Consider the following 23,368-nt stretch of genomic DNA (forward strand, 5'->3'; position numbering starts at 1 on the left):
ACCGATATGAATATACGAAATATTTATATCAATTATTGATAAAATTTAATTTTAAAAGCATGGCAACACAATGGTTTCCATTCACGGGCACAGACCCGTCAAATCCAGCGCACTACGCTGCGCCAGTTTCAACACCTCCATCATGTACAAGCCCAACAGAACAAATGTGTGCTCTACAGGCAGATGATAACGGTGGTCAACCAAATATCACGAGTGCATTGAAAAATGAAATTATCAATTCTTTGCAAAATCAGGTAAATGGTGCAAATGTGCGGTTGAAAACGAGATAGCAAATCAGTGCTATAATGCACTAATAGTATGCTAAAATAAGAATAGGGTATGACGATTCATACCCTATTCTGTTTTATGTTACTCAAGCTCTTCAATTACCAATACTTCCTGCTCCCCTATCCCAATCTCTGCTTTGATACCGTAATGAGCTAATTGTTCATTCAATTCCTGCAAATTGTTATAAGCTCCTAACGTAATTTTAGTATCTGTGTTGACTTTGTCCAGTACTGGGGGAAATTGCCTTCCCAAATCAGTCATTACTGCAAGTACGGAACTTCCATCATAAGCCATTGCATTCAAAGGAGCTTCTCCTTTATAGGGCTCAATAGGACAGGGTTTCAGAATAAGACAATTCATTTTATGCATCTTTTTATACGTTCGGATTCCTAAGAAGCTATGTATATCTTGCAATACAATTCTTGCCTGAGCGGAATCAGTACGTGTGATGGAGTCCAGGCGCTCGTATGAAATTGCATGTTGTGTATACCATACATTACCCATACTGGAGGTATCGAGATAACGATTCGGATTTTTAACCTTCAGCAGCAATCGTTCTGGTCTCGGGATATAGTCAGCCTTTTCTATTTTAGCCCAAGTAGATAAAACAGCACTATAAATAGAAACGTTGTAAAAAGACGTTTTTTGCAATTCGCTCAAACTATCCTTTTGTCTTCTAAAGGATTCAAAAGGAACCCCATTCTGATAACCGGAAAGAGATACCATCCCAGTTAACTGTTTTCCATTTTTACTTTCCCCCATCAGATCTCCTTTTCCAAAATCATCCTTTAGCGGTAAATCAATCGTGCCGTTTTCGAATAAAGTCAATATATTCTCTTCAGTTATAAAGTCGCTTCCTGTTATTGCCTGTACTTTTCCTTTATACAAGAATACAACATGAGGTACACCTTGATGTGGAAACCGTTCTTTTAAATAGCTATCCGCATAGATCACGGGAAGATTAACTTTATTTTCCTTTAAAAATTGATTGCTTGCATAAAACTTGTTCAAAGTAGCCTGATCCTGCCATCCAACCGTAATGATCTGTACTTTATCTTTCAATTTATTTTGTAGCTTTTGCAACTTAGGCATCGACTGAATACAGGTTCCGCAATAAGTATCAAAAAAATCTAGTATGACGACTTTGCCGGCTAATTTATTAAGATCAATACCTGTTCCTACACCCCGCATCTGTTGAATAGCGTTTGGCGGGACAAAAGTATCTCCTATTTTAAGAGCTTTACTTAAATCTGTTTTTCTATCTGTTTGCCCATTTGCATAAATAACCGTGATCATGATCAGGTAGGTAGTGGCAATTAGTTTTAAATATTTCATGTTATTTTTTTAAATAGTTAGCGAATGTTTTGAGGTAAATTTCCATTATTGACTACTATTTCAGGTAATCTATAGGCATATTTGCGGCTGTTAGGCTCTAGTTGGTAGACGGCACCATGCATTTCTCTCTTCAGGGTTTTCTGAAATCTAGGGTCCAAATTCAATCTTTTGAGATCAGACCAACGGCGGCCACGAAAGACTAACTCCTTTTGTCTTTCATTCAAAATCATAGATAATAGCAGTGTTTGATTTTGCTCTGTTAGAGGAACATATTGATTTCTGACAAACCTTTTTTCGCCCAAAGTATTCAATGCTACTAAAGCCTCATCTATTTTTCCGATCCGTGCAGCAGCTTCAGCCTTGATCAGATAGACTTCACTAGTGGTAAGGCCAACAAAGAGGTTGGCCATGGCATTATCATAGCTCCCTTTATAACCATAAGAGTTTACTGGATAAGTGTTGGTCTGAAAAAAAATTGCTTTGCGCAAATCCATGGAAGAATAGCTACGATAAAGCGTAGAATCAACCAACCCATTGAGGAGACTCATAGGGCCTGCAGTTGCAGAAGTAGCGGCAAAAAGAACTTCTACATTGAATCTTGAAATCGGTAAATCTTTATTCACATCTAAATCGTTAAAATTCATCAGTTCACTTTTCAATTGCAGACAAGAATCTGCATAATGATAAGCCTCTTCAAAGCTACCCATGTATAAATAAGTCCTTGCCAATCCAGCATAAGCGCTAGCTCTAGAAGGTCTACCCCTTATCCCCTCTTCAATTGGTAATCTGTTAGATGCATCTTTGTAATCCTTTATAATCTGATCAAAAGTTTCCTGCACCGACTCACGTGTTGATGGTTGATCAATCCCAGGTGACTGTCGCAATGGAATTCCCATCTCAGTTTGAGCGGTAGTTGCATGATAAGCCGGAGCAAATACTTCAGCCAATTGCTGAAAGGCAAATGCACGAAAGAAATGTGCAATACCTTTCAGTTTGTTGACTCTTTCAACATCGACGTTCCCATTGGCCTTACCTAAGATATCAAGAAGCTGATTGGCATTAAAAATAACCTTAGAGGGTCTCTGCCATTGCACAACATCATCGTAGATGATATCCTGCCAGATATAGGTATTCCGTTGATCAAAATTCATAGACCCATCGAATGTCTCTGCATTCACATAATATTCATCGGCAGACCATTCTCCATATATAGGATAGCCTGTATTCATCGTCGAATAATCATTGATCAAAAGTTCGGCATCTTCCAAACTCTTAGGGATAACCATCTTAACATCAGGCTTCACTTCTAAAAAATCAGTGCAGCCACTAAAAAACAGTATCGTATAGATGCTACAAATAAAAATATACATTTTCATGATTTGAGGGAATTAAAGATTAAAATTAAAACCTAATGAAGACATGATCGGGTCAGGAATATTAAAGCCATATTCGGTATCAATACCCCATTTATTAGCGCGCCAGATGGTACCAACATTTTGCACATAGGCGTATATCCGACAATTCTTCAATTTAAATTTATTTACAAAAGGCATATCTAAACTCAGTTGAATATCCCGCAATTTGATCTGACCGCCATTTGCCAACAAAGCAGAAGAGCGCATATAAACCTGACTTCCTAAATTTGCGGGGTATGTGAAGACGGGCACATCTGTGGTCAACTCATCCCCTGGCTTTTGCCAACGTAGTTCATAATCTTTATGACCGATGTCATTGTTTAAAAACAGGGTGTTATCGAACGAGTTGCGCAAAAATTTATGACCTAATTGATAAGATATATTCCATGATAACTCCAAGTTTTTAAATCGTATACTGTTGCGCCAACTTCCGTTATACAAAGGCATGGTCGAACCAAAGTTTTCAAGATCATTTACGCTCAAAGCCAATATAGCATTGTAGTCTTTGGATACTTCACCATTCAGATAGGCTCTTGCTTCTCCGGTTGCTGGATCCAAACCAGCCCATTTATATCCCAATAGGCTGTTCATGTCCATTCCCACAATTGGTGTACTTAGTATAGATTGGGCAGCACTTATAAAATCTTTACCATTTTCATTTTCGATATAGGATTTTAATACTTTCGTACGTCCATAGGTGAAAACGAAATTACTGTTCCATGACCAATCCTGCAGCTTTAATGGAATAGCATTCAAACTAATATCCCAACCTTTGGTTCGGATATTCCCACTATTGATCATCAAAGTAGTAAACCCTGTACTGGGATCGACACGATCTGGAGCAATCAGATCTTTGGCGTTTTTAATATAATACTCCACGCTACCGAAGAGCCTGTTTCCCTTTAAAGCAAAGTCAAGCCCTAAATTAGTGATCGCTATCCTTTCCCAACGTAAACTAGGATTGGGAGGTATGGTTATAGAACCATAATTCTGGCCGGTTGTACTATTAGGATTGCTCGAAATATTAATAATTGGATAAGCAGAAACACTATTGTTTACATTTCCATTATAACCATAAGTGCCTCGGAATTTTAAAAACTCCAAAGGAATATGGTCCATAAAAGACTCTTTTGACAATATCCATGAGGCACCCAATGACCAAAATGGTTGCCCCCGGTCATTACTTTTTACACCAAAAAGATTGGAAGCATCTTTTCGATACGAGCCACTTAATAAATATCGCTCTAAATAGGTATAGCCAACATTTGCAAAATAGGATCGAAAATTATTTTGATAAAGTTGGTACTGATTTAAATCATCAATCATGGATACACCCATTATTCCATTTAGCATGGGAACCAATACACCATAAGGAACAGATTTAAACGATCCTGTTTCGGGATTAAAGCCATGATATTGGCTAGTAGTCATATTTCTCTTAGTTGCCCGAATCTCGACCCCTGAAAACAGAGATAACTCATGTTTATCATCCCATTTTTTATAATAGTCGACCGTTCCTCTACTATGATGGGTGCGGTTATCCCAATGCACAATATTAAAATAATCACCTACAGGCACATTCCAAGTTACCGCATCCTTATCCCAACTCGCAAAACTATTGATGTAATCACGTTGAGCCATGGCTCCAATACCCCGCCATTCTTCAAGAGACGTCGAAGAACGTTGATAAGCATAGAGTAGATTTAACTTCAATCCAAAATCAAATTGATAACTTGCATTCATCGTAGTGAAGAACTCATTGACGCTCTGCGTAGCTTTCGTGTCATATAATTCTTTCAAAGGGTTGTAAGTCAAGTCCAGCAAACGTCCCCCAGCTATTGTATCCCTGAAAACTGGATTAAAACCACCGGCGTTTACCTCTACAGGATTGCCACTGTCATCAGCCAGACGCATATAAGGATAGTTTTGAACACCTTTAGCCAATCTATTATATTCAACGCCCAGTGCAGATTCCTTGTTTCTAGTTTCCGTATATAAAAAACCGAGATCCAATATAATGTTCTTTATAGGTTTGAACTGCGTGTTAGATTTCAGATTCAAGCGATTAAAAGAAGATGTAACTACTTCGCCTAAATTATTATCATACCCAGCAGAAAAGAGGGTACTCACTTTTTCACCACCGCTCTTTAGCTGCGCATTATATTGTTGGTTCAAAGCATTACGGTAAATGTATTTCAAAAAATCATCGCGCAGATCTGTATGTTTCATTTTATCGATCTGTTCTCTAAAATCACTTTCTGAAATAGTTCCGTTCTTTCTGTCATACATCAACCAGAGAGCGGGTTGTGGATTTCTGAACTTATTTCTAAACCAACTATTATATTTACCTTGATCAAACAGATATTGTTGTGCATCGATATAATCTGAGGATTTCATGTGGGGAAAGTAATACAGGTCCGGCTTAGCTTTAATACTGATGTTTGAATTAACAGCAACTTGCGTCTTCTCATTGAACTTTCCCCTTTTTGTAGTGATGACGATTACACCATTACCAGACTGCGCACCCCATATCGAAGCTGCCGCTGCATCTTTCAAAACAGTTATACTTTCAATATCATTTGGATTGATATTATTAAAGGCTCCTTTACCGACAGCAGCACTTTTACTATCGTAAGGAACTCCGTCTATGACCAGTAAAGGAAATTTCTCAGAATGTAGCGTACTTACACCACGAATATTCATATTTAGGTAATCCCCTCTTGCGCTACCAGTTTTGTTGGCAGTAATGCCAGGTACGATATCTTCGAGCCTACTCACGAAATCAGTCGATACCTTCCTATTAAAAAGTTTATTGTCGACAAATTCAAAAGAACCAGTTGCTCTTTCTTTCGGTATTTTCTGGTATCCAGTAGATACCACCTCCACTTCTTCTAGTTTATGATCTTCAGGTATCAATTTCACAGTCATTGATACTCCTGCGGTATAATAAACTTCTTGGCTTTTAAAACCTATAGAGGAGAATCTAATATTGCCCTTTTGGTTTTTAAGCGTCAATTGAAACTTTCCATCTTTGGAAGTTTTAATCTGTAAGTTCTCGGCCTCGATGCGGACTGATACACCTTGTAATGGTGTACCATCGGTTGAAGAAACAATTACACCAGTAAGTTCATATTTTACCTGCCCATTCACCCCGCTGTCCTTGCGGGGTGTCTGAGCTGATAAACATAAACTATGAAATACTGCAATGATCATGATACAGGATATTGCAATTTCTTTAATGGCCTTTAATAAGCACAAGAGCAGATTAAAGGCTTGTAGTATTGGAGACGGCAAGATGAATAGCGCTAGCTTCCAATGTGTTTTTATATATGAAACCGTAGATTGATCATGCTCTTGTAGAGCGTAATCATTTCCCACTTTTTCAAATTTTAGTATAGAACTTTTCAATGTGTTTATTTTTTGGTTTGTTTTTGATGGAAGGCCAAAAAATAACGCTGGATTTAGGACAGTATTTTTCCCTGGGGACAGCGCATAGCCCTCCCTATTGCAAGTTTTTTGCATTTTTTAAAGGTTTATACTGAGAGTGAACCAGGAGCTAAAAATTAGGCAATAAGTCCCCTGTTCAACTTTCAATAGTTAAAAAATAAATTGGAAAAAATGCAATTTTACTGTATCATCAAGGTTATAACTGGGCTTCGTGATTGCATTTTGAATGGATAGTCAGCATAGTGACTTTGCACAACAGATTTAATCTGCTGGCTTGATAATGTTTTTGTTTGTTTGTTTTCTGTTCATAACTCGTTTTATAATTAACGAGTCTCGAGGCAAGTTATATTGATGAATATGGGACTACATGCCGTGGTTGCATTAAAGTTTCTGAAGCCTAACGTAACACGGACTAACAGTAGGCCCATATCCATCTTGATACGCAAATATACGATTTGCATTACAAAGAAAAGACATGGGTATTTTAAACTACTGCCCTGCGTTACGGCTTCAGAAATTGCAACCGCAAGACTCTTATTTTAAATACCACTATTTCAAATCAATATCCAGATTTAAAATCTTAAACTAAAGTACATAAGATATTTTACAAAAGCAAATTATTCGCATCACAAAATATCTATAAGGTATTTCGACTTCTTTAGATATGGAGAAACGTCAATACTATATTACCCCTTTCGAATTGTTGATTATACTTATTGTTAGAAATATAAGGCTTGAATTGGATATCACTGGTGAAGAACTATCTAAATACTTAAAAAAGAATCCAAAATATATAGGTCATATTGAAAGTAGTAACAGTGATTCAAAGTACACAGAAGAAGTCTTGTATCAAATTGCTAATTATTTTACACTGGTTGCGGAAAAACTTAAAAGTGAATTACCAAAGAGCGAGACCAAAAATTTTAAAACAAGTTATTCTAATTTAGATTTACAACCTTCTGAAATTCAAGGAAGGGACAAGGTACTAAAAGTGATACCTCCTATCCCACCGGGATCAGGTTCTGCATCTACATTGAATGCCGTGATTGAAAACACAAAGTTTTTCGACAAAGCCAGAACCTTAGAGGAAATAGTGAATCATTGCAATAAATTACAAAATCAGAATTGGACGAGTTCAGATTTCACTGATGCATTGAGTCGCGCTGTTAAAGGAAAAAACAAAAGATTGGAAGTCGTAATTGTTGATGGCAGAAATACCTACATAAAATACAAACCTAAAAAAGAAAGTATTGATAAAAAGGTTGACTAGTGTTTATCATGTCCAACGACTTAATCGATCGCTCTCAACATTTCATTTCTACATATTTCTATAAGTCCTACTAATGTTGGTGATTCATAAAATTTGTCATAACTAATACTGGAGGCATCACCTAAACAGAACTTACCATTTGCCCAACGCAATGTATTGAAATCCCTTTGCCCTATCCAAAGCTCTTGATAATCATCCCACCACTCAAATATAGTTTCATCATCACAATTAAAAAAGCCGATAACCATATAATTTACATATCCATCGGCAACCTCATATAATTCAACCAATTGCGCAATCACATTTTCAGGTACTTTTTTCGCAGCAGCACGTTCTATAAAAACAGTGATTTGTAATGAAGTAGCTGGAGCCAACTCAAAGTCTGATGAGTCAGGAAGTTCTTCCAATAATTTTAATATTTGCAATTGATTTTGATTCATCAGATCTATTCATTGTTAATTTATTGAATCTACAAATTTTTCTCATTACAATATATTTTTAAAGGAGATAGTATTAAAGATTTGTTTGATTATATTTGTTGTAAGTCGGTAATAGCCCATATAATGAAACGAAATCTAGATTTTGAGATCTTAAAAATAAGCAGTATGTCGGATATCGAGCTCATTAAGATGCTCAATATAATTAAATTACGTGATAAGCGTGGTTTGAGTCAATTTGAACTAGCATTTTTGTTGGGTCAACGTGACCTATATGTTAGAGATTTTGAAAGACCAGATCATACTTTAATTTTAGGTCTTAGTGAGAATAATACTATCAGGATAATTTTCAAATGTGAACTTGCTGATTTTGTTCCATTAAATAATAGTACTATTAATCGAGCAATTCGAATCCACTACCACATTGATGAGCAAGGCAACAGAAATTATATAGCAGAGCAAAAAGTTGGAAACGGCAAGTGGAAGGAATTTTTAAGATTTGGTGATGAAGACAAGGATATTCTTCTAGAGTCGTCCAGTACAATAACTGATATCCAAGTTCAAGAATGGATTGACGAGAAATACCATAATGGATACTTCAATACTCCTAAAACTGCACTGCAAATATTCTTGGATTGTAAAGCACATTTTAATGACCAAGTTAGACCGTTATTCATCGCTCGTGCTATACAGCATCACACAAAAAAGAAGAAAGCTCCTAGATTAGTTAAAAACAGAGACAAGATAAATGATTATGATGTTTTTGTTGGGGAAATTTTATTGCAAAAATAATTCGTGAATAGTGGAGTAATAATAACTATATATTGACTAAATGATTTATACACTTGTGAAGCATATCAAGATTACAATTATTTTAAACCTTATAAAGGTTTAAAGTTTAAACAGCTTTAAGGGCATTTATCTATAAAATACGCTTTCCCAATGATCACAGTTTTCAAAAAATTTTAATTCAACATTTTGCAAACATTATACATATGGATAAATGAATGTAATGTCAATTTAATATTTGCGTGAATGATTGAGTGTATTGAGAAGCTATCTCCTCAATAAAAGAAAGCATAAGGTTTTCAAAATAAAAAAGATCTGCCAGAAAAATCTGTAATTAACGGTAGATCAAAATGTAATCTACCCTTAAAATAGCTACGATAGTAATTGTAGTAAATTTAATAATTTAGGGTAATGAGAAAAAGTAAATTTAGCGAGTCACAAATCATCAAGATTCTCTCGCATCAAGAGTCAGGTCAGTCTGTTACTGAGATCTGTCGTGAGTACGGTATTAGTCAGGGTACCTTTTATTCTTGGAAGAGTAAATATTCCGGAATGGAAGTTTCTCAGCTTAAGCAAATGAAGGATATGGAGCGAGAGTTGGCGCAGTACAAGAAAATAGTTGCAGAACTCACACTTCAAAATACTGTTTTAAAAGATGTCATAGAAAAAAAGCTTTAGGGCCTGTCGAGAAGCGAGAGATCGTAGGTTATGCCCTTGAATATTTCGGGATGAGCCTTCGTCAGGCCTGTTCATCGTTTAATATTAGCACTTCCGTTTATCGTTATGTCGCTAAGCGAAAGGATGATACTGAAGTCATCGATCAACTCTCTATCCTTGCAGAACTGCATCGAACTTGGGGTTTTTGGATGATGTACCATCGACTGCGCAAGTTGCAATACATGTGGAATCATAAACGTGTTTATAGGATATATACTGCTATGCGACTAAATATGAGGAACAAACGCAAGAAACGTTTGCCGACACGTGTAAAAGCACCATTATTATGTCCTATTGGGCCAAATATCACTTGGAGCTTAGACTTTATGCAGGACACTTTAGCCTGTGGCAAAACAATTCGTACATTGAACGTCATCGATGATTTTAGTAGAGAGGCACTTTCGATAACTGTTGATACCAGTCTTCCTGCACAACGAGTGGTTAGAGAATTGGATAAATTGGTTGAATGGAGAGGAAAGCCTGAAAAGATCCGATCAGATAATGGGCCGGAATTTATTGCAATAGTAATACAGCAGTGGTGTGAAAAAAATAACGTGCAATGGGAATTTATTCAGCCTGGAAAACCAACTCAGAATAGTTTAATTGAGCGATTCAATCGAACATTTAGACAGGATGTGCTAGATTATTTTATGTTTGATAATCTTTCTGAGGTTAGAAAATATGCAAATGCATGGGCTTGGATGTACAATAATATAAGACCGCATTCGTCATTGGGACAATTGACTCCGATAGAATTCCTATTGAAATATGGAAAACTCTCCGAGTTTCCCACATTCCAACAGGATAGCAATAGCAAATCTCATTGGAATTTTTTAGTTTTGGGTGTAGCTAGTTAGGGTAAGATTACAAAAATATATAAATAAATAAAGAGAAATACAAATTGATATATTTTTCGTATATTTGTTTAGAGCTCATTACAGGAGCTTGCTACTCGCTTTTGCGAAGCTGTATCAGCGCTGTATATAAACAAACGATTATCTTAACAATTTCCTTGTATCGGAAAAGGTAAGCGAGTAACTTTTTGGGGCAGGGCTTTGTAAAAGATGAATCGACACAAAATTAGTCATAGCGTGGACTATATTAAGCGCGTGGCAAAATCAATTAAAAAATCACAAAACATTTCTCACACAGAAGCTCTTAACAAAGCATCAATCAGTTGCGGTTTTCAAAACTGGAATCACTTTCTCAATTTGAGTAAAAATGTATCAAAGGAGAAAACTACTGAAAGATCGTCCAGAGATATTGCAGAAGTCCAACTAAACAAAGAGATATTAAGTGTGATATCTCCACAAAGAAATCTGTTGATGGCCGGACTTAACGAATTAATCAAAAAAGAATCTTTTAAGCTAGATCTTCAAAAAAATGAAGATACAGACGAACATGGCCATTTATTCGTTGACATACTAGGCTACCCGAGCGTGGTTTTATGGCGAGAAATAGGTTTTCAGGAAGTAGAGATTTCTGTTTGGTGGAAATATAATCATTCGCTACACCCACAAGCAAATCTCACAGGTAATTCCAAAGAAAACTTTAGAACTTCTGAGCCATTAGCAGATAGAAAATATTACAAAAAATTTGTAGGAGCTGTTATTGTTGGATGGCTAGAAAGAAGAGAAGGGAAATTTTTACAGGGAAAAGGTAACGAAGGCATCTTAAAGAAGTACGTGAGAAGAGGTGAAAAAACTGAACTAGAAAATGCACCTCTTGTAGATGCAATTGGTTTTGAACCAACTGGTTTATTTTATGTCTAACTCATTTAAATATTATTTTATCTACAGCTTCTTAATTAAGATGCTGTAGATAAAATAAACAATCAGATTTCTAATGTTTGAATATTTCTCAATCTAAAATTCATTTTACAACTATAAAATCAGTTTTAATATTCATATACAAAATTTAATAATACAGTCTTTGTTAGGATTTGGAGCTTAACAATATCAGAACATTATATTAGATCGAGGTTTTAGGAATTAGATAATGATACGATCATAGTTCTCTCCCAAAGATATTACAAAAACAGGATAAAGAATAAATTTATTATCCTGTTATAGCCGAGTATTCGGGGGTATCTACAATTTCTATTTCAACTTGTTCTGATAAATTTAAGCTTTGTTTATCAAGAGGAATTTTAATTGAGATCATCTTTTTTATAAAGGAACTTAATCCTATCTGATGTTTGGGTTTAGATGCGATAATAGAAATTTGAGGTCCAAAATTATTACTTTCGATTATTAATTCATCAATATTTCCGGGATACAAAAGAATCATCCCATCAATTTTTCTATTGGGATAATTATACACTCCGGTATTTAAAATATATTTAAATGTACTTTCATTAACATATCTTTTAATCGTTTCGAATTTGGTATATTTTGAATCTAAAATATAATATGATTTACAATCATTATTAATAATTTCAATAACATAATCGGGATTGTAATGAGTTCCTTTTCTACTATCAATGCGGATTAAATCTATATCATTGCGGTTTTGACCATAGTATTTCGGTTCATATAAAATTTGTATTTTAGTAGACTCACTCAAATATAGTACCTTATCAATTATTCCATCAGAACGATTAGAAAATTTTGATATTTGAAACAAATCAAAATTAATATTGTGATTAATAAGTTGAACTAAACTATGTAAATTATAAGCTTCATATAATTGGCTCAATTTACGAATGTTCAACAGTTGCAACTCAGCATCCAAATTAAACTTCATCACCCTAAATGTATTTATTAATTTGAAAACGACAAGATAATGTCTTCTTTTAGCAAAAACAGGGGTTAGCTTAGGTTTTTCATTTCTAGGCTTAACGTTAGGAAAAATATTTTTGTATTTCTCAAATAATCTGTTTATCCGTTTTTGCAATATTTCTGCTTCCTCATATAATTTTAGAAATGGAATTTTTTTTAAGTCTTTGAAATCCGCATATTTTGTTTCTTCGTAAACTGAAATATTAACATTTGACAAAATCACCCTCTTCAGAGATGATAATTTTTCCAAAACATTAATAAAAGCACCAAGTATTATTTCATTTTCATATATTTTATATGATGTGTAATAATCTATTGTTTCTATTTTATCAAGAAAAGCTGTTTGGGACAAAAGTGGTATAGCATTAGGATGATTTGAAGAATTTGAATCGATTTGAATCCGATCTAAATTTTTCAACAACCAACTAATTGTATGTGAACTAACTTTCTCTGGTGAATATTCAACTTCACACAAATAGTTTCCCATTGAGGATTGTGGGTATTTTTGAAATTGAATAAAGAGTTTTTTCAAGGTTTCATAAAAATTATATGCAGTATTGAGAAATTTAGACGTTAAGCTAAATTCGGATCCAAATTTATCATTATTCGCCTTGACTGTACTTTTTCCTAAAAAATTAAAGAATATTTCATTCTGATGCTCCCATAAAAATAACATTAAATTTTCCAGCTCTGCAAGTTTGAGCTTATCAATTTGAATATTGAATTTAAAAATCTGATTATTTACTTTTAAAGCTGCAAAACCAAAATAGTCTTGAAAAAAGGCTTGTTTACTTGAAGATAGTTGATTTTCTACAATTTTGTAATGCTTAAAGTCAATAGGACTATCCTCCAAAAAAACTATCTCTTGAATACTAGAATCTGAATATTCAGTATAATAGAATATATATTCTTTCAATTCATGAACAGTATATATTCCGTCAATAGGAATTATCTCTATTCTAGAGTTACCTATATATTCAAAAATTTTAAACATTTGATAATGTTAGAAAATAATTATAATTATCTTCATAAATTTCTCCTTCTTCACCAGCTGCTATTATTTCTTCTAAAATTCCGGCAGAGATACTTAAGTTTTTACCTTTCAATAGTGCTAATAATTCATTTAATTTTTGTTTGACATTTGGACCTTGTAGATTAATTAAAGGAAGTAACCTTTGTGCTACACAATAATCTAATGGTCGATTCTCTTCGTGCATAATTTTAGTAGCCGTTAAACAGTATCTTTTTATTGCAATTTCAACTCTTGGACTTATATATATTTTCATACTTTCAAATGCCTTTCGTACTTCTTTATATGTTTCTTCCAATTTTAATTCCATTGAAATTGGATTGTTATTTACTGCAAAATCGAGTAATCCAAAAAACTCAATACACTGTCTATAAGATAGCTTTAAACTTTCCACTTTGATGTTTGAAACATGATTAATTTCACCAGCATAAGGATTGATTCTAATAATATTTGTTCTATCAATTATTCTCGGTGATAATTCTTCAGTTGTTTGATCATAATTAATTGTACCAATAAATCTTAGGTTATTAGCATATTCTATCACTTCTGATTGACCAAGGCCAATTTGAATAAATGAATCTTCAGTTACATTTGAATCTGTCAAATTGTAAAATGTAGACCAATAATGCTCTAAAGGACTTAAATTAGCTTCATCAAGTATGACATATCCAAAAGGAGAGTCTAAATATTTTCTTTCTTCTCTTTCATGATTTAATTGGCTAAGAAGACTATATAAATCTGTTGATGAAGCATGAAATTTTTTGGTTAATGGATTAGAAAATCCAATTAGATCTTTTTGAGATGTCCAACCACGACCAACTGATATCTCCCTGATCCGTTCCGCTGGAGATAAAATAGTTGTTAACAATCTGGCGAGTGATGTTTTTCCAGTACCAGGTAAGCCAGCAAAAAGAGTTAATGTATTTTGATGAATTGATATTAAAAGATTGTCTATAAAATGATTTTCAAGTTTTCTATTGTTTAATTTTAGAATTTCAATAAGTGCTGTTCTAAAGCTTTTATAATCATTATAAGCTTGATCAATATTAACTTGAAAATTTGGAAAAGTATTTTTTTCAATACCATACTGTGACGAAATATCTCTGCCGCTAATAAAATCAAAATGTGTTTTATGTTTTACTAGCTCAAAAAGTGTTTTCTGAGCATTTTCTTGACCACTAATAAAGTTATCTTTTAAAAACTTTTCAGCATCATCTAATTCCCTATTAACCTGTCTTTTATAGATTATTTTTTCATCTAAATCTCTTAATTCTGCAGATTTTTCTTCCTTTTCCTTTTGAATTTCGTTATTTAATTCTGAATGTCGCTTAATTAATAAATCAATTTCATTATCAAGATCACTTTTTCTCTTTAAAAGTTCCTCTTCCTTTATAACTGTTAGGTTTTCTAATTCCTTAGTTAATATCAATTTATTATCATGTGCAATCTTTAGTTCATTATTTACTACTTCAACCTTTTCAGTAACCGATGTTATCTCGTTTAAAATTGATAATTTCTTTTCCTGTAATGCTTCTATATCTTTTTTAGTTTCATTCAATTCTGGAAATAAAGATCCTAAACTGATATTTGAAATTACTGATTTTTCGGTTTTCCTTAAAATTTCTTCTAAACGTTTATTTCGACGGTCATGCTCATTTATTAATTCAGAACCCGATATTTTTTTTATTATCTCTAGTAAATTTGCTAAATGATTAGGGTTAAATTCTTCAGGTCTTTTAATTAATTCTGCATTCAAAGAGTCAATAAGTTGTGAATCACTAATAAAATCCCTTTGTTCAATTATATTTAGTTGATTAAAACCAGGTATATATATTCTTCTCAATAAATCATTAGCTTCAAACTGTATAAAAGATGACTCTTCTAAGATATATGTACCAAAAGTCATTATATTACTTTTTTCAATTATAAAATATCCATCCGAATCTTTTTTAATCGCTTTAAATGGTCCTATAGTTAAACCATCTTCAATTATAAAAAAAACATTCTGAGAATCAAGATAATACTCTGTAATCAAAGCTGTTAAAGTCACTTCAGACAACTTAAATCTCGATTTTGATTCTTCAATATTTCCCTGAAAAAACTCTAAAACTTCATTTTCTCTTAATTTATTAAGATAATTGTGAAAAGTTTTTGATTTTGGATAATTGGAATCTTCCGTATCATGTCTTTCATTTCGAATTATAGTTCCATATGATATCTTGATAAGTTCATTTAATGAAAATCTTTCACTAATTGGAAGTTCTTGCGAATATTTATTATTGCTAGCGAAAATTCTATCTCCTACTTCATATTCATCAACATCTAATATTTGTCCATTAGAAGCTTTAAATAATATTGGAATAACATTTCGATCTGGAAAATTCTCATCCTTTATGACTAATAAAAAATTGTTGTCGTCTAATTTTATATTGTCATTATAACTATATGTTGTACTACTGATATCCCCTTTTAGCATGTCTATAGATTAGGCCTAAATTAAATACTGCTAATTTAAGCTTTTTTTATTAATTTATTCTTAATATAACCTATGAAATATCATAGTAAAAACTGCCAATAAGATTCATACACTAGATCCAATATTTTTTAAAGCCGTTTTCGCAAAAAATCTATTAACAAATGTTTAATGAAAAAGTCAACAAGTATTTAAATGAACTTAAAAATGAATAAGGATCATTTTGTTACAAAAGAGTCATCTAACTGTGTATAATTAAAAATTGGAGTTGCTAACTTAGTTGGCAGTGTAAGTTAAGAACAATAAATATCTTAATTTTGAAACGATGACTAAAATCCTTAAAAATACGATCGCACCTTTAAAGAACGTGCAGTTGAGTTTAGTAAAGACCGGAAAAACATTTCTGAGCTAGCCCGAGAAATTAGGCATATCAGCAGCCCAGTTGTAGAAATGGCGTAAAGAATCAGAAGATTTCGGAGCAGGCAGTTTCCCTGGCAATGGAAATGTCAAACAGACTCCAGAGCAGGAACGTATAAGTGCCTTAGAGAAAAAGCTTAAAGATTCAGAGCTTGAACTTGAAATATTAAATTAACTAAATGTAGGATTAGCAAGGCATATTGCGACGCATCAAAAATGGCCATAAACATCTTTTATTCATAAATAATTGTTTTTTGGGTATTCATGATGCTTCGCAGTTCCAAGAACGAATTTAATATCATAATTAAACTCTAATCAACCAATCTCTTCTTCAATACCTCCAACTCCCCTCCTATAATATCTGGCCAACGCGCAAAACCTGCTCTAATAATCTCTTCACCATCTGCTATGGTAAATAATTGAGAGATACTAAAGGCAGACTCTCTGATACCGGCAACCTGTCTAAAAGTTAACTGTGATCTACTTTTACCTGTTTTGACAGATGTAGGATGATTGATTGCATATTCCTGGTGTATTTGCTTTAAATTCATCTGTGTAGTTTTTAAAAATTAATATATCAATCAGAAAACCCTTAAGAATTTTCCTTCTAACACTTCCTCTGGTACATCCAGGATCTGCTCGATCACGACTGTCGCAGACTCTTCCTTAAACTCGCTCATAAACGCCCATAGGTCGTTCACTTTTGTCGGGACAAAATGTTGTATAACATCATCCACACTATTGTCAGACTTCAGAATATTATATCCCTTTTGCTTTAAGTCCTTCAAGATCTCCGTTGTCAATGGTACATTCATCGCAATTAGTATTTATTATTATCTCCTTTTTCCAACAGGGTTGACATTTCGAACTTAGATTCCTTTACTATAAAGTGAACTTACAGCCCTCCCCCTGCTTTAATCCAATATTGAACAGGATGAACACGCAAGAATGTTGAGCAACCGGTTATCTTAATATCGTGTCCATCCTTATTCAATATCCAAAGATAAATAATAAAACTAAACATATTAGTTTATTTTTGCTACAAATTTTAGTTTTTTTGTTTTTCATTAACATTTCAATGATTTAGATGATAGAAATACGGTTTCCCGTAAGTTTTTCATTGAATTTTCTAATACTTTCGCAGATTAATAGAAAATTAAAAAATGAAAAGCTAAAATCAACCACAAAGCTTGTTTTTCATAAAATGTCTGCATATCTTAGTTGAAGCAATTATTAACGCAGGAAAAGATAGAATTGGAACTTTTGTAATCTCCTTATTTACACATAGTATGTTTTGGATTTATCCTGAAAAATCGAATTAAAATTAAAGAGTCAATTGAGAGATTAAGGATAAAATTATAAACAGTAGCTCTTTACACAGTTTCAATAAACAAAGCAATGATCGATATGTCACTAACTAAATTTTTATGAGACCACTACTCTTAATAACTATTTCGATAATAAATTTAAGTTGTTCAAATACAAACAATAACTCTATGGGATATTTTAATAAATCAAATTCTACTGAAGAAACTTCAAAAAATATAGACAATAAGGAGATGAAAAAAACTACTGAAATGTTAAACGAAACTGTTTTTTGGAATATAATTGATAAATCATTAAAAAACACAAATAATCAACAAGACCAAGAAGTATTTTTGATAAAAGAAATTGTAAACCTAACACCTAAAGAAATTGTAGGCTTTCGTTTACGAACTGATAAACTCTTATATGATACATATAATTCAAAAATGTGGTGCGCGGGGTACCTTATGAATGGAGGTTGTTCTGATGATGGATTTGAATACTTTAGAAATTGGGTAATTTCAAGAGGAAAGGATGTTTATGAAAAAGCAAAAGAAAATCCTGACACCTTAATTAGCCAAAAAGAAAACGGTGAATTTGAAATGTTTGAATTTGAAAGTTTCTGGTATGTTGCGTTAGAAGCTTTCAAGAAAAAAACAGGAAAAGATTTGTACGATTATATCGACTATAATAATTTTAAAACAAGTGAAGGAAATTATCCTCAATTTGAATTCGACTGGGAAGAAGAAAATACTGACAGTATGAAAAAACTATGTCCACAATTATTTGAACATTTTTGGAAATAAAGTTTGACTTCACAATATCAGAATAAAAAAGAGCCATCTCCTGATGGCTCTTAAATGAGCTTAGTCTCGGCCTCGTGCCAAGCCTTTAAAAGATCAATCAGAAAACACCAGTAAGAATTTTCTCAGGTCCATCAAATATGTAGTTCGTAGGCTGGATACAAATGAATACAATTACAAAATAACTAATATTGACTTTAATAAATCTGTTTAATTTCATATGAAAACTCGTACGCCTGTCTTGGTTATAAACTTGTTAAATGTAAAGTATATCATTGGTGGCGAGCAGTGTGGCCACTCCTTCTTCTCTAGAAGCAATATAAAATAGTTCTTTTTGAAAATTGTCATTTGCATTTGGCTCAACAATAATTTCCAGTTTAATTTTATTCTTTTCCTCTTGTCGATATACAGTTGACACATTGCTCTCGAGATTTATTTCCACTCCAATATAACCACTTTTACCGATTGAATAATATTTCATAGAAAAGTAAGCATAACAGTCTTTCTTTCCTAATTCATAGAATATTGTTTCGTTATCATTCGGAAAACAGTTTAAATTGAGTTTAAAAAATTTGTATCATTATCTGTAATTCAAAATGGCATCGTTCAATAAGATGCTATCTATTTATATGGATGATTTAACTTATTTCATTGTCGAATTTTATAAAATTCTCTCCGTACGAATATTCTAAATCTAAACTATCTATGATAAGATGCGACAAGAACCCTTTTTTTTGCAATCTATTTTTATATGTATATTGATTTACTATATCCAGAAGTGTGTTAAGTGATTCCCTTTCCTGCTCGCTTACCTCGTTCTTATTTAAAGCGCAGATTACAATATCTATCAAATTTTGCTTCTTTTCGGTAAAAACTGATATATCCATTTCTCTTAATTAAAATTAGCTAGAGCACGATCACGAATTTCTATTACATCTAATCCTGCTATCTGGAGTTTTTGTTCCGCTTGCTTCTCAATTAGATCTTTCATTAAATTGAAAGTTTCATCAAATTGAACATGCTTACCAATAACAAATGAAAGATCATATTCGATTTCTTCCCAAGCATTTAAAAAAGCATCATTATGTTATGATTTCATGATTAAATCTCCAACCACTAAAATAACATATTGAGTGGTAATTATTAAATTGTTTTTAATAATAATTCAAGTCTTTCTTGATCTTTTTGAAGTGGCACAAATCTAACCGTAATATCCATGAAATAGAACATATTTGACTTCATTTTGAAAATTTCAATATTTAAAGCTACTCCTGAGACTTTACTTCTACTTGTCAAATGCAGATGATATTTTATTCTCAACTTGATTAAGCAGTATCAGGCCTACGAACTACATATTTGATTGTTGGATTCTTTGTTTATAGTTCTGCGGGAATAGGCCTTTTAAGTTTCTGTGGTTTATTGACGCTATATTCTGTAGGGTATACTTTAGCCAATTAAAGGAATTGACCTCATGTTTTTTACAGATAGCGAAGAATGAATAGATCATTGCTGCACGCTGTGCTGCCTCATGACTTCCAGCAAAGAGGTAGTTCTTGCGACCGATTGCAATTGGTCTGATTGCATTTTCAATCTGGTTGTTTTCGATAAGCAGATTTCCATCGTACAGATAAGCAGATAAAGCATCCCATCTTGCATAGGCATAAGCCATGGCTTTTCCGATCTGACTTTTTGGAAGTGTAGCTTTTATCTCCTCAAAGATCCATTTCCCCATTTCGTTTATGATAGGTAAAGATTCCTTTAACCGTAGCTCCTTGATCTGTTCTGCTGTAAGATTATCCTGCTTTGCCTGGCGCTCTACAGCATACAGTTTTTGGATCATCACCAAGGCTTTTTCAGCTCTTGGCTTATCATTGTCCAATGCTTTTTCAAACTCACGGCGCGCATGTGCCCAGCATGCTAGCTGCGTTACTTCCTTCTTTTTAGCATATTTATCGTACACTGCATATCCGTCCGTCTGAAGATAACCTTTGAAGTTTCCGAGCATAGGTACAGCAGCAACACCACCACGGGTGGGACTATAATCAAACAGCACGGTTCTATCCAATGGACAGTGGTATACCCAATAGTAGCCCTGATGGGCAGCACCTTTTTTGTCGCTGTCCAGTACTTTTATTGGCGTTTCGTCTACCTGTAAGTATCCTTTTGATCTGGTCTCCAAGATGAGCTGTTCATACAGTGGTTCCAGCTTTTGCAGTGCCTGTTTTACCCAGCCTTCGATCGTTGATGATGGGATCTGTATGTTTTCTCTTGCGAAGATCTGTTTTTGGCGGTATAACGGAAGATGATCCATAAACTTCCCGGTCAATATCATCGCCAGTAGACTTGCTCCCGGGATACCTTTGTCGATCACTCGTTCCGGAAGTTCTGCGATCTTGACACCTTCACCATTTTTAGGTGCATATTTATAGCGGATGTAGCGTTTTATATAGAACTTGGCAGGCTCACATTCCAGTTCTTCTGTAATTTCCCTGCCGATGCATACCAGCTCTGATAGATCGCCATCTGGATGGATCCTGACCTCTTCTACAGGAAGGTGTTCCGGAAGTTTTGCTCGCCCGGGATGGTTTGGACGTTTGCGGGTATAATCGATCTTTTGTTTGATTTCTTCCTGTTGCTGTGCCACTTCAGCAGGTTCTGCTTGGAAAGGAAGCATGATCTGATTGGGATCACCTTCAAAGCGCTCACGCTTCTGTCCAAACTGCATGCGTTTGTACATGGCAAGCTGTGACTCGAGATAATTGATCTTTTCATCTTTTTGATCAGCGTCTTGGGAAAGTGACCGAATAACTTGATCACGACCGGAAATGACCTTGATAAGGTCTTCTTTTGATAGATTTTCCAGTGCTGTTTCCATACCATAAAAGTACGAAAACGCCTGTTTTTATCCTAATAAAAGCTGACTTTTAGCATAAAGAATAACGTTTTTTTTGAACACTTTTCATTACATGGATACCTTCTACCATCAGTACCAGATCACTCCATTGTAATTCTGTGCCAGGCTCATTATTCGGAGCTGAAAAAGTACCCGACTCCAGTCTTTTGTAATAAAGTACAAAGCCTCCACTTTCCCAGTGTAGCAGTTTAAGATGGGTGCGGCTACGGTTCAGGAACACAAAGACCTCACCGGATGTGGGGTTGCGCTGCATGCCCGAATTGACCAGGCCACATAGCCCGTCAAAGCTCTTGCGCATATCGCAATGGCCTTGGTGGAGGTAGAACCTGTGCGATGAACCTAAGGAAAACATACTTAATAAAGGTGAATAAGTTTGGATAACAAAGTCAGGTCGACCCCGGCATTTACCTTAACACCATTAGGATAGATGACTTCGATCTTTTGGATCGTATTATTTGTTGGTAAAACCTCAATAAATCCTGATGGACCATTTACTTCCTTACTGATGCCGATCCAATAAGATAACGTGTGTATCTTGATACCGTGAAAAGAACAAAACTCCTGCTGTGTCTGGCCACTGACACGCCACTTCTCAACTAAGGAAAGCATCTGACTCCGTTTTTCTTGTGCTGTATTCATACAACAAAAATAGGAACCACTAATTGTCATTCAAATATGTACTTGCTAGGACGGATACGCCAATTTCAAGAATTGCAGCATCATATTTGTAATATTCCAATGAACAATTTCCTATAAATTCGTTTTTCTGATTGACTACTTTATAAAACCCTAATTTTTCCTATTGAGTATTCATTTGCAGCATTGCAGCGAACTGTATTCTTGCATCGTCTTCTGTCCAAACTATTCCGGTTATGAATCTCATTGTCTCCTCATCACTTACCATTCTTTTAAAAGAATCAAAGTCATCTTCTATATATTTGACCAGGGTTATATCCATTTCTTATTTTTTTGAAAATATAGCAATTCGTGAATATATATGCGAACAAAAACTGTATAAATTATCAAAGAGCAGTATCTTCGGTAACCACAGCCACCTAGAAGACTTACATCTGAAAAATTTATGGAAAATGAGCTCAAAAAAAATTAATACTTTTAAGATATTTAAAAAATGGAGTTTATTGAGAATAATTACGTTTAAGGAATCCGATTCAAATATTTTAAATAGAAATTGTCTTAGTAGAATTAAATAATTAAATTAGCTTCATATCCTAAACAAAATATTTTATCATTACAAACCTATTTTTATTAATGAATAACCACTTGAATTCTTTAGTAAGCATCATTTATACCGATGGTAATAATATTCAAACTTTATCAGAGAAACAACTTAGAGAATTCGTTGACGGAAATCTACAAATCACAGGTAAATATTCGCTGCAAATCTCTTCAAGTTCTATAGTTAAAATTCTTAAAGGAAAATTTGTTTTTAATGCATCATGGATTATAAATGACCCATTTCCGTCTCTATTATCTGTTAGTAAAAATGCAAAATTAATAGTGCATGATACCTTTTATATTTATTCAGGCTCAAAAGTGTATATAAATGAAAATGCCAAGCTAGAACTTGGAAGTGGATACATTAATAATAACTTAAATCTAAGTTGTTTTGAAAGTATACTAATTGGAACTAATGTCGCTATAGCGGAAAATGTAACTATAAGAGATTCCGATAATCACACAATTTCATCACAAAATAAACCTAGAACTATGCCAATTACTATTGGGGATAATGTTTGGATAGGGATGAATGTTACGATCTTAAAAGGAGTAACAATTGGAAATGGTGCCGTTATTGCTGCTGGTGCTGTTGTTACAAAAAGTATTCCATCGAACTGTTTAGCTGCCGGGGTACCTGCTAAAGTAATAAAGGAGAATGTAACATGGAATTAAAATCAAATTTTTGAAGTCAATAGAGCCTTAATTGCGT

Annotated in this window: 19 protein-coding genes; 7 read left to right on the forward strand and 12 right to left on the reverse strand. The window is 33.8% G+C overall.

Annotated features, from left to right (window positions below):
* The first annotated feature begins 59 nt into the window (after positions 1-59).
* Positions 60-290: a hypothetical protein gene (locus tag FHR29_RS09020; RefSeq protein WP_183913953.1), complete on the forward strand. Its 231-nt coding sequence runs from the start codon at positions 60-62 to the stop codon at positions 288-290.
* Between the two features lie 79 nt (positions 291-369).
* Here the strand turns inward: FHR29_RS09020 and FHR29_RS09025 are convergent, their stop codons facing one another.
* From FHR29_RS09025 to FHR29_RS09035, 3 genes are read right to left on the reverse strand one after another with little or no spacing between them, the layout of a single operon-like run.
* Positions 370-1,623 (reverse strand): TlpA disulfide reductase family protein, encoded by a 1,254-nt coding sequence (locus FHR29_RS09025; RefSeq protein WP_183913955.1) that lies wholly within the window; start codon positions 1,621-1,623, stop codon positions 370-372.
* A 17-nt stretch (positions 1,624-1,640) separates the two neighbouring features.
* On the reverse strand, positions 1,641-2,999 hold the full coding sequence (locus FHR29_RS09030; protein WP_183913957.1) for a RagB/SusD family nutrient uptake outer membrane protein: 1,359 nt from the start codon (positions 2,997-2,999) through the stop codon (positions 1,641-1,643).
* A gap of 12 nt (positions 3,000-3,011) precedes the next feature.
* On the reverse strand, positions 3,012-6,560 hold the full coding sequence (locus FHR29_RS09035; RefSeq protein ID WP_183913959.1) for a SusC/RagA family TonB-linked outer membrane protein: 3,549 nt from the start codon (positions 6,558-6,560) through the stop codon (positions 3,012-3,014).
* Between the two features lie 589 nt (positions 6,561-7,149).
* On the opposite strand from FHR29_RS09035, the gene FHR29_RS09040 reads away from it, so the two are divergent.
* Entirely contained in the window at positions 7,150-7,755 is a 606-nt protein-coding gene (locus FHR29_RS09040) for a helix-turn-helix transcriptional regulator (protein WP_183913961.1), read from the forward strand.
* 20 nt (positions 7,756-7,775) lie between these two features.
* Here the strand turns inward: FHR29_RS09040 and FHR29_RS09045 are convergent, their stop codons facing one another.
* Positions 7,776-8,195 (reverse strand): hypothetical protein, encoded by a 420-nt coding sequence (locus tag FHR29_RS09045; protein ID WP_183913963.1) that lies wholly within the window; start codon positions 8,193-8,195, stop codon positions 7,776-7,778.
* Between the two features lie 123 nt (positions 8,196-8,318).
* Here FHR29_RS09045 and FHR29_RS09050 point away from each other — a divergent pair, with 123 nt between their 5' ends.
* From FHR29_RS09050 to FHR29_RS09060, 3 genes are all read left to right on the forward strand, one after another.
* Positions 8,319-8,984 carry a hypothetical protein gene (locus FHR29_RS09050; RefSeq protein WP_183913965.1) on the forward strand — a complete coding sequence of 222 codons (666 nt, stop codon included), beginning with the start codon at positions 8,319-8,321 and terminating at the stop codon, positions 8,982-8,984.
* Between the two features lie 408 nt (positions 8,985-9,392).
* Positions 9,393-10,555, forward strand: a protein-coding gene (locus FHR29_RS09055; RefSeq protein ID WP_260291990.1) for an IS3 family transposase whose coding sequence is annotated in 2 segments (ribosomal slippage) — positions 9,393-9,645 and positions 9,645-10,555 — 1,164 coding nt in all. Because the reading frame shifts where the segments join, the coding sequence is not laid out codon by codon here.
* Positions 10,556-10,789: 234 nt separating this feature from the next.
* On the forward strand, positions 10,790-11,470 hold the full coding sequence (locus FHR29_RS09060) for a hypothetical protein (protein WP_311732293.1): 681 nt from the start codon (positions 10,790-10,792) through the stop codon (positions 11,468-11,470).
* Positions 11,471-11,756: 286 nt separating this feature from the next.
* Here FHR29_RS09060 and FHR29_RS09065 read toward each other — a convergent pair whose 3' ends face one another.
* From FHR29_RS09065 to FHR29_RS09080, 4 genes are all read right to left on the reverse strand, one after another.
* Positions 11,757-13,472, reverse strand: a complete 1,716-nt coding sequence (locus FHR29_RS09065) for a nuclease domain-containing protein (protein ID WP_183913968.1) — start codon at positions 13,470-13,472, stop codon at positions 11,757-11,759.
* Positions 13,465-15,984 carry a hypothetical protein gene (locus FHR29_RS09070; protein ID WP_183913970.1) on the reverse strand — a complete coding sequence of 840 codons (2,520 nt, stop codon included), beginning with the start codon at positions 15,982-15,984 and terminating at the stop codon, positions 13,465-13,467. Before FHR29_RS09070 ends, FHR29_RS09065 begins: the two co-directional genes overlap by 8 nt.
* Positions 15,985-16,709: 725 nt before the next feature.
* Positions 16,710-16,949, reverse strand: coding sequence for a hypothetical protein (locus tag FHR29_RS09075; protein WP_183913972.1), 240 nt, complete (start codon positions 16,947-16,949; stop codon positions 16,710-16,712).
* 30 nt (positions 16,950-16,979) lie between these two features.
* Positions 16,980-17,213, reverse strand: coding sequence for a hypothetical protein (locus tag FHR29_RS09080; RefSeq protein ID WP_183913974.1), 234 nt, complete (start codon positions 17,211-17,213; stop codon positions 16,980-16,982).
* A 612-nt stretch (positions 17,214-17,825) separates the two neighbouring features.
* On the opposite strand from FHR29_RS09080, the gene FHR29_RS09085 reads away from it, so the two are divergent.
* Positions 17,826-18,509 carry a DUF4240 domain-containing protein gene (locus FHR29_RS09085; RefSeq protein WP_221197832.1) on the forward strand — a complete coding sequence of 228 codons (684 nt, stop codon included), beginning with the start codon at positions 17,826-17,828 and terminating at the stop codon, positions 18,507-18,509.
* Between the two features lie 253 nt (positions 18,510-18,762).
* Here FHR29_RS09085 and FHR29_RS09090 read toward each other — a convergent pair whose 3' ends face one another.
* The 4 genes from FHR29_RS09090 to tnpA form a co-directional block, all read right to left on the reverse strand.
* Positions 18,763-18,987 carry a hypothetical protein gene (locus tag FHR29_RS09090; protein WP_183913976.1) on the reverse strand — a complete coding sequence of 75 codons (225 nt, stop codon included), beginning with the start codon at positions 18,985-18,987 and terminating at the stop codon, positions 18,763-18,765.
* Between the two features lie 867 nt (positions 18,988-19,854).
* Complete coding sequence (tnpC, locus tag FHR29_RS09095; protein ID WP_183913979.1) at positions 19,855-21,381, reverse strand: IS66 family transposase; 1,527 nt, start codon at positions 21,379-21,381, stop codon at positions 19,855-19,857.
* 49 nt (positions 21,382-21,430) lie between these two features.
* The gene (tnpB, locus tag FHR29_RS09100) at positions 21,431-21,772 is read right to left on the reverse strand and encodes an IS66 family insertion sequence element accessory protein TnpB (protein WP_260291991.1); all 342 of its coding nucleotides are present in this window, start codon (positions 21,770-21,772) and stop codon (positions 21,431-21,433) included.
* 2 nt (positions 21,773-21,774) lie between these two features.
* On the reverse strand, positions 21,775-22,059 hold the full coding sequence (tnpA, locus tag FHR29_RS09105; RefSeq protein WP_183913984.1) for an IS66 family insertion sequence element accessory protein TnpA: 285 nt from the start codon (positions 22,057-22,059) through the stop codon (positions 21,775-21,777).
* A gap of 630 nt (positions 22,060-22,689) precedes the next feature.
* Between tnpA and FHR29_RS26615 the strand changes: the two genes are divergently transcribed.
* Positions 22,690-23,331 carry a DapH/DapD/GlmU-related protein gene (locus FHR29_RS26615; protein ID WP_183913986.1) on the forward strand — a complete coding sequence of 214 codons (642 nt, stop codon included), beginning with the start codon at positions 22,690-22,692 and terminating at the stop codon, positions 23,329-23,331.
* Positions 23,332-23,368: the final 37 nt, after the last annotated feature.

Origin of the sequence: Sphingobacterium sp. JUb56, assembly GCF_014191365.1 — a bacterium.
Lineage (GTDB): Bacteria > Bacteroidota > Bacteroidia > Sphingobacteriales > Sphingobacteriaceae > Sphingobacterium > Sphingobacterium anhuiense.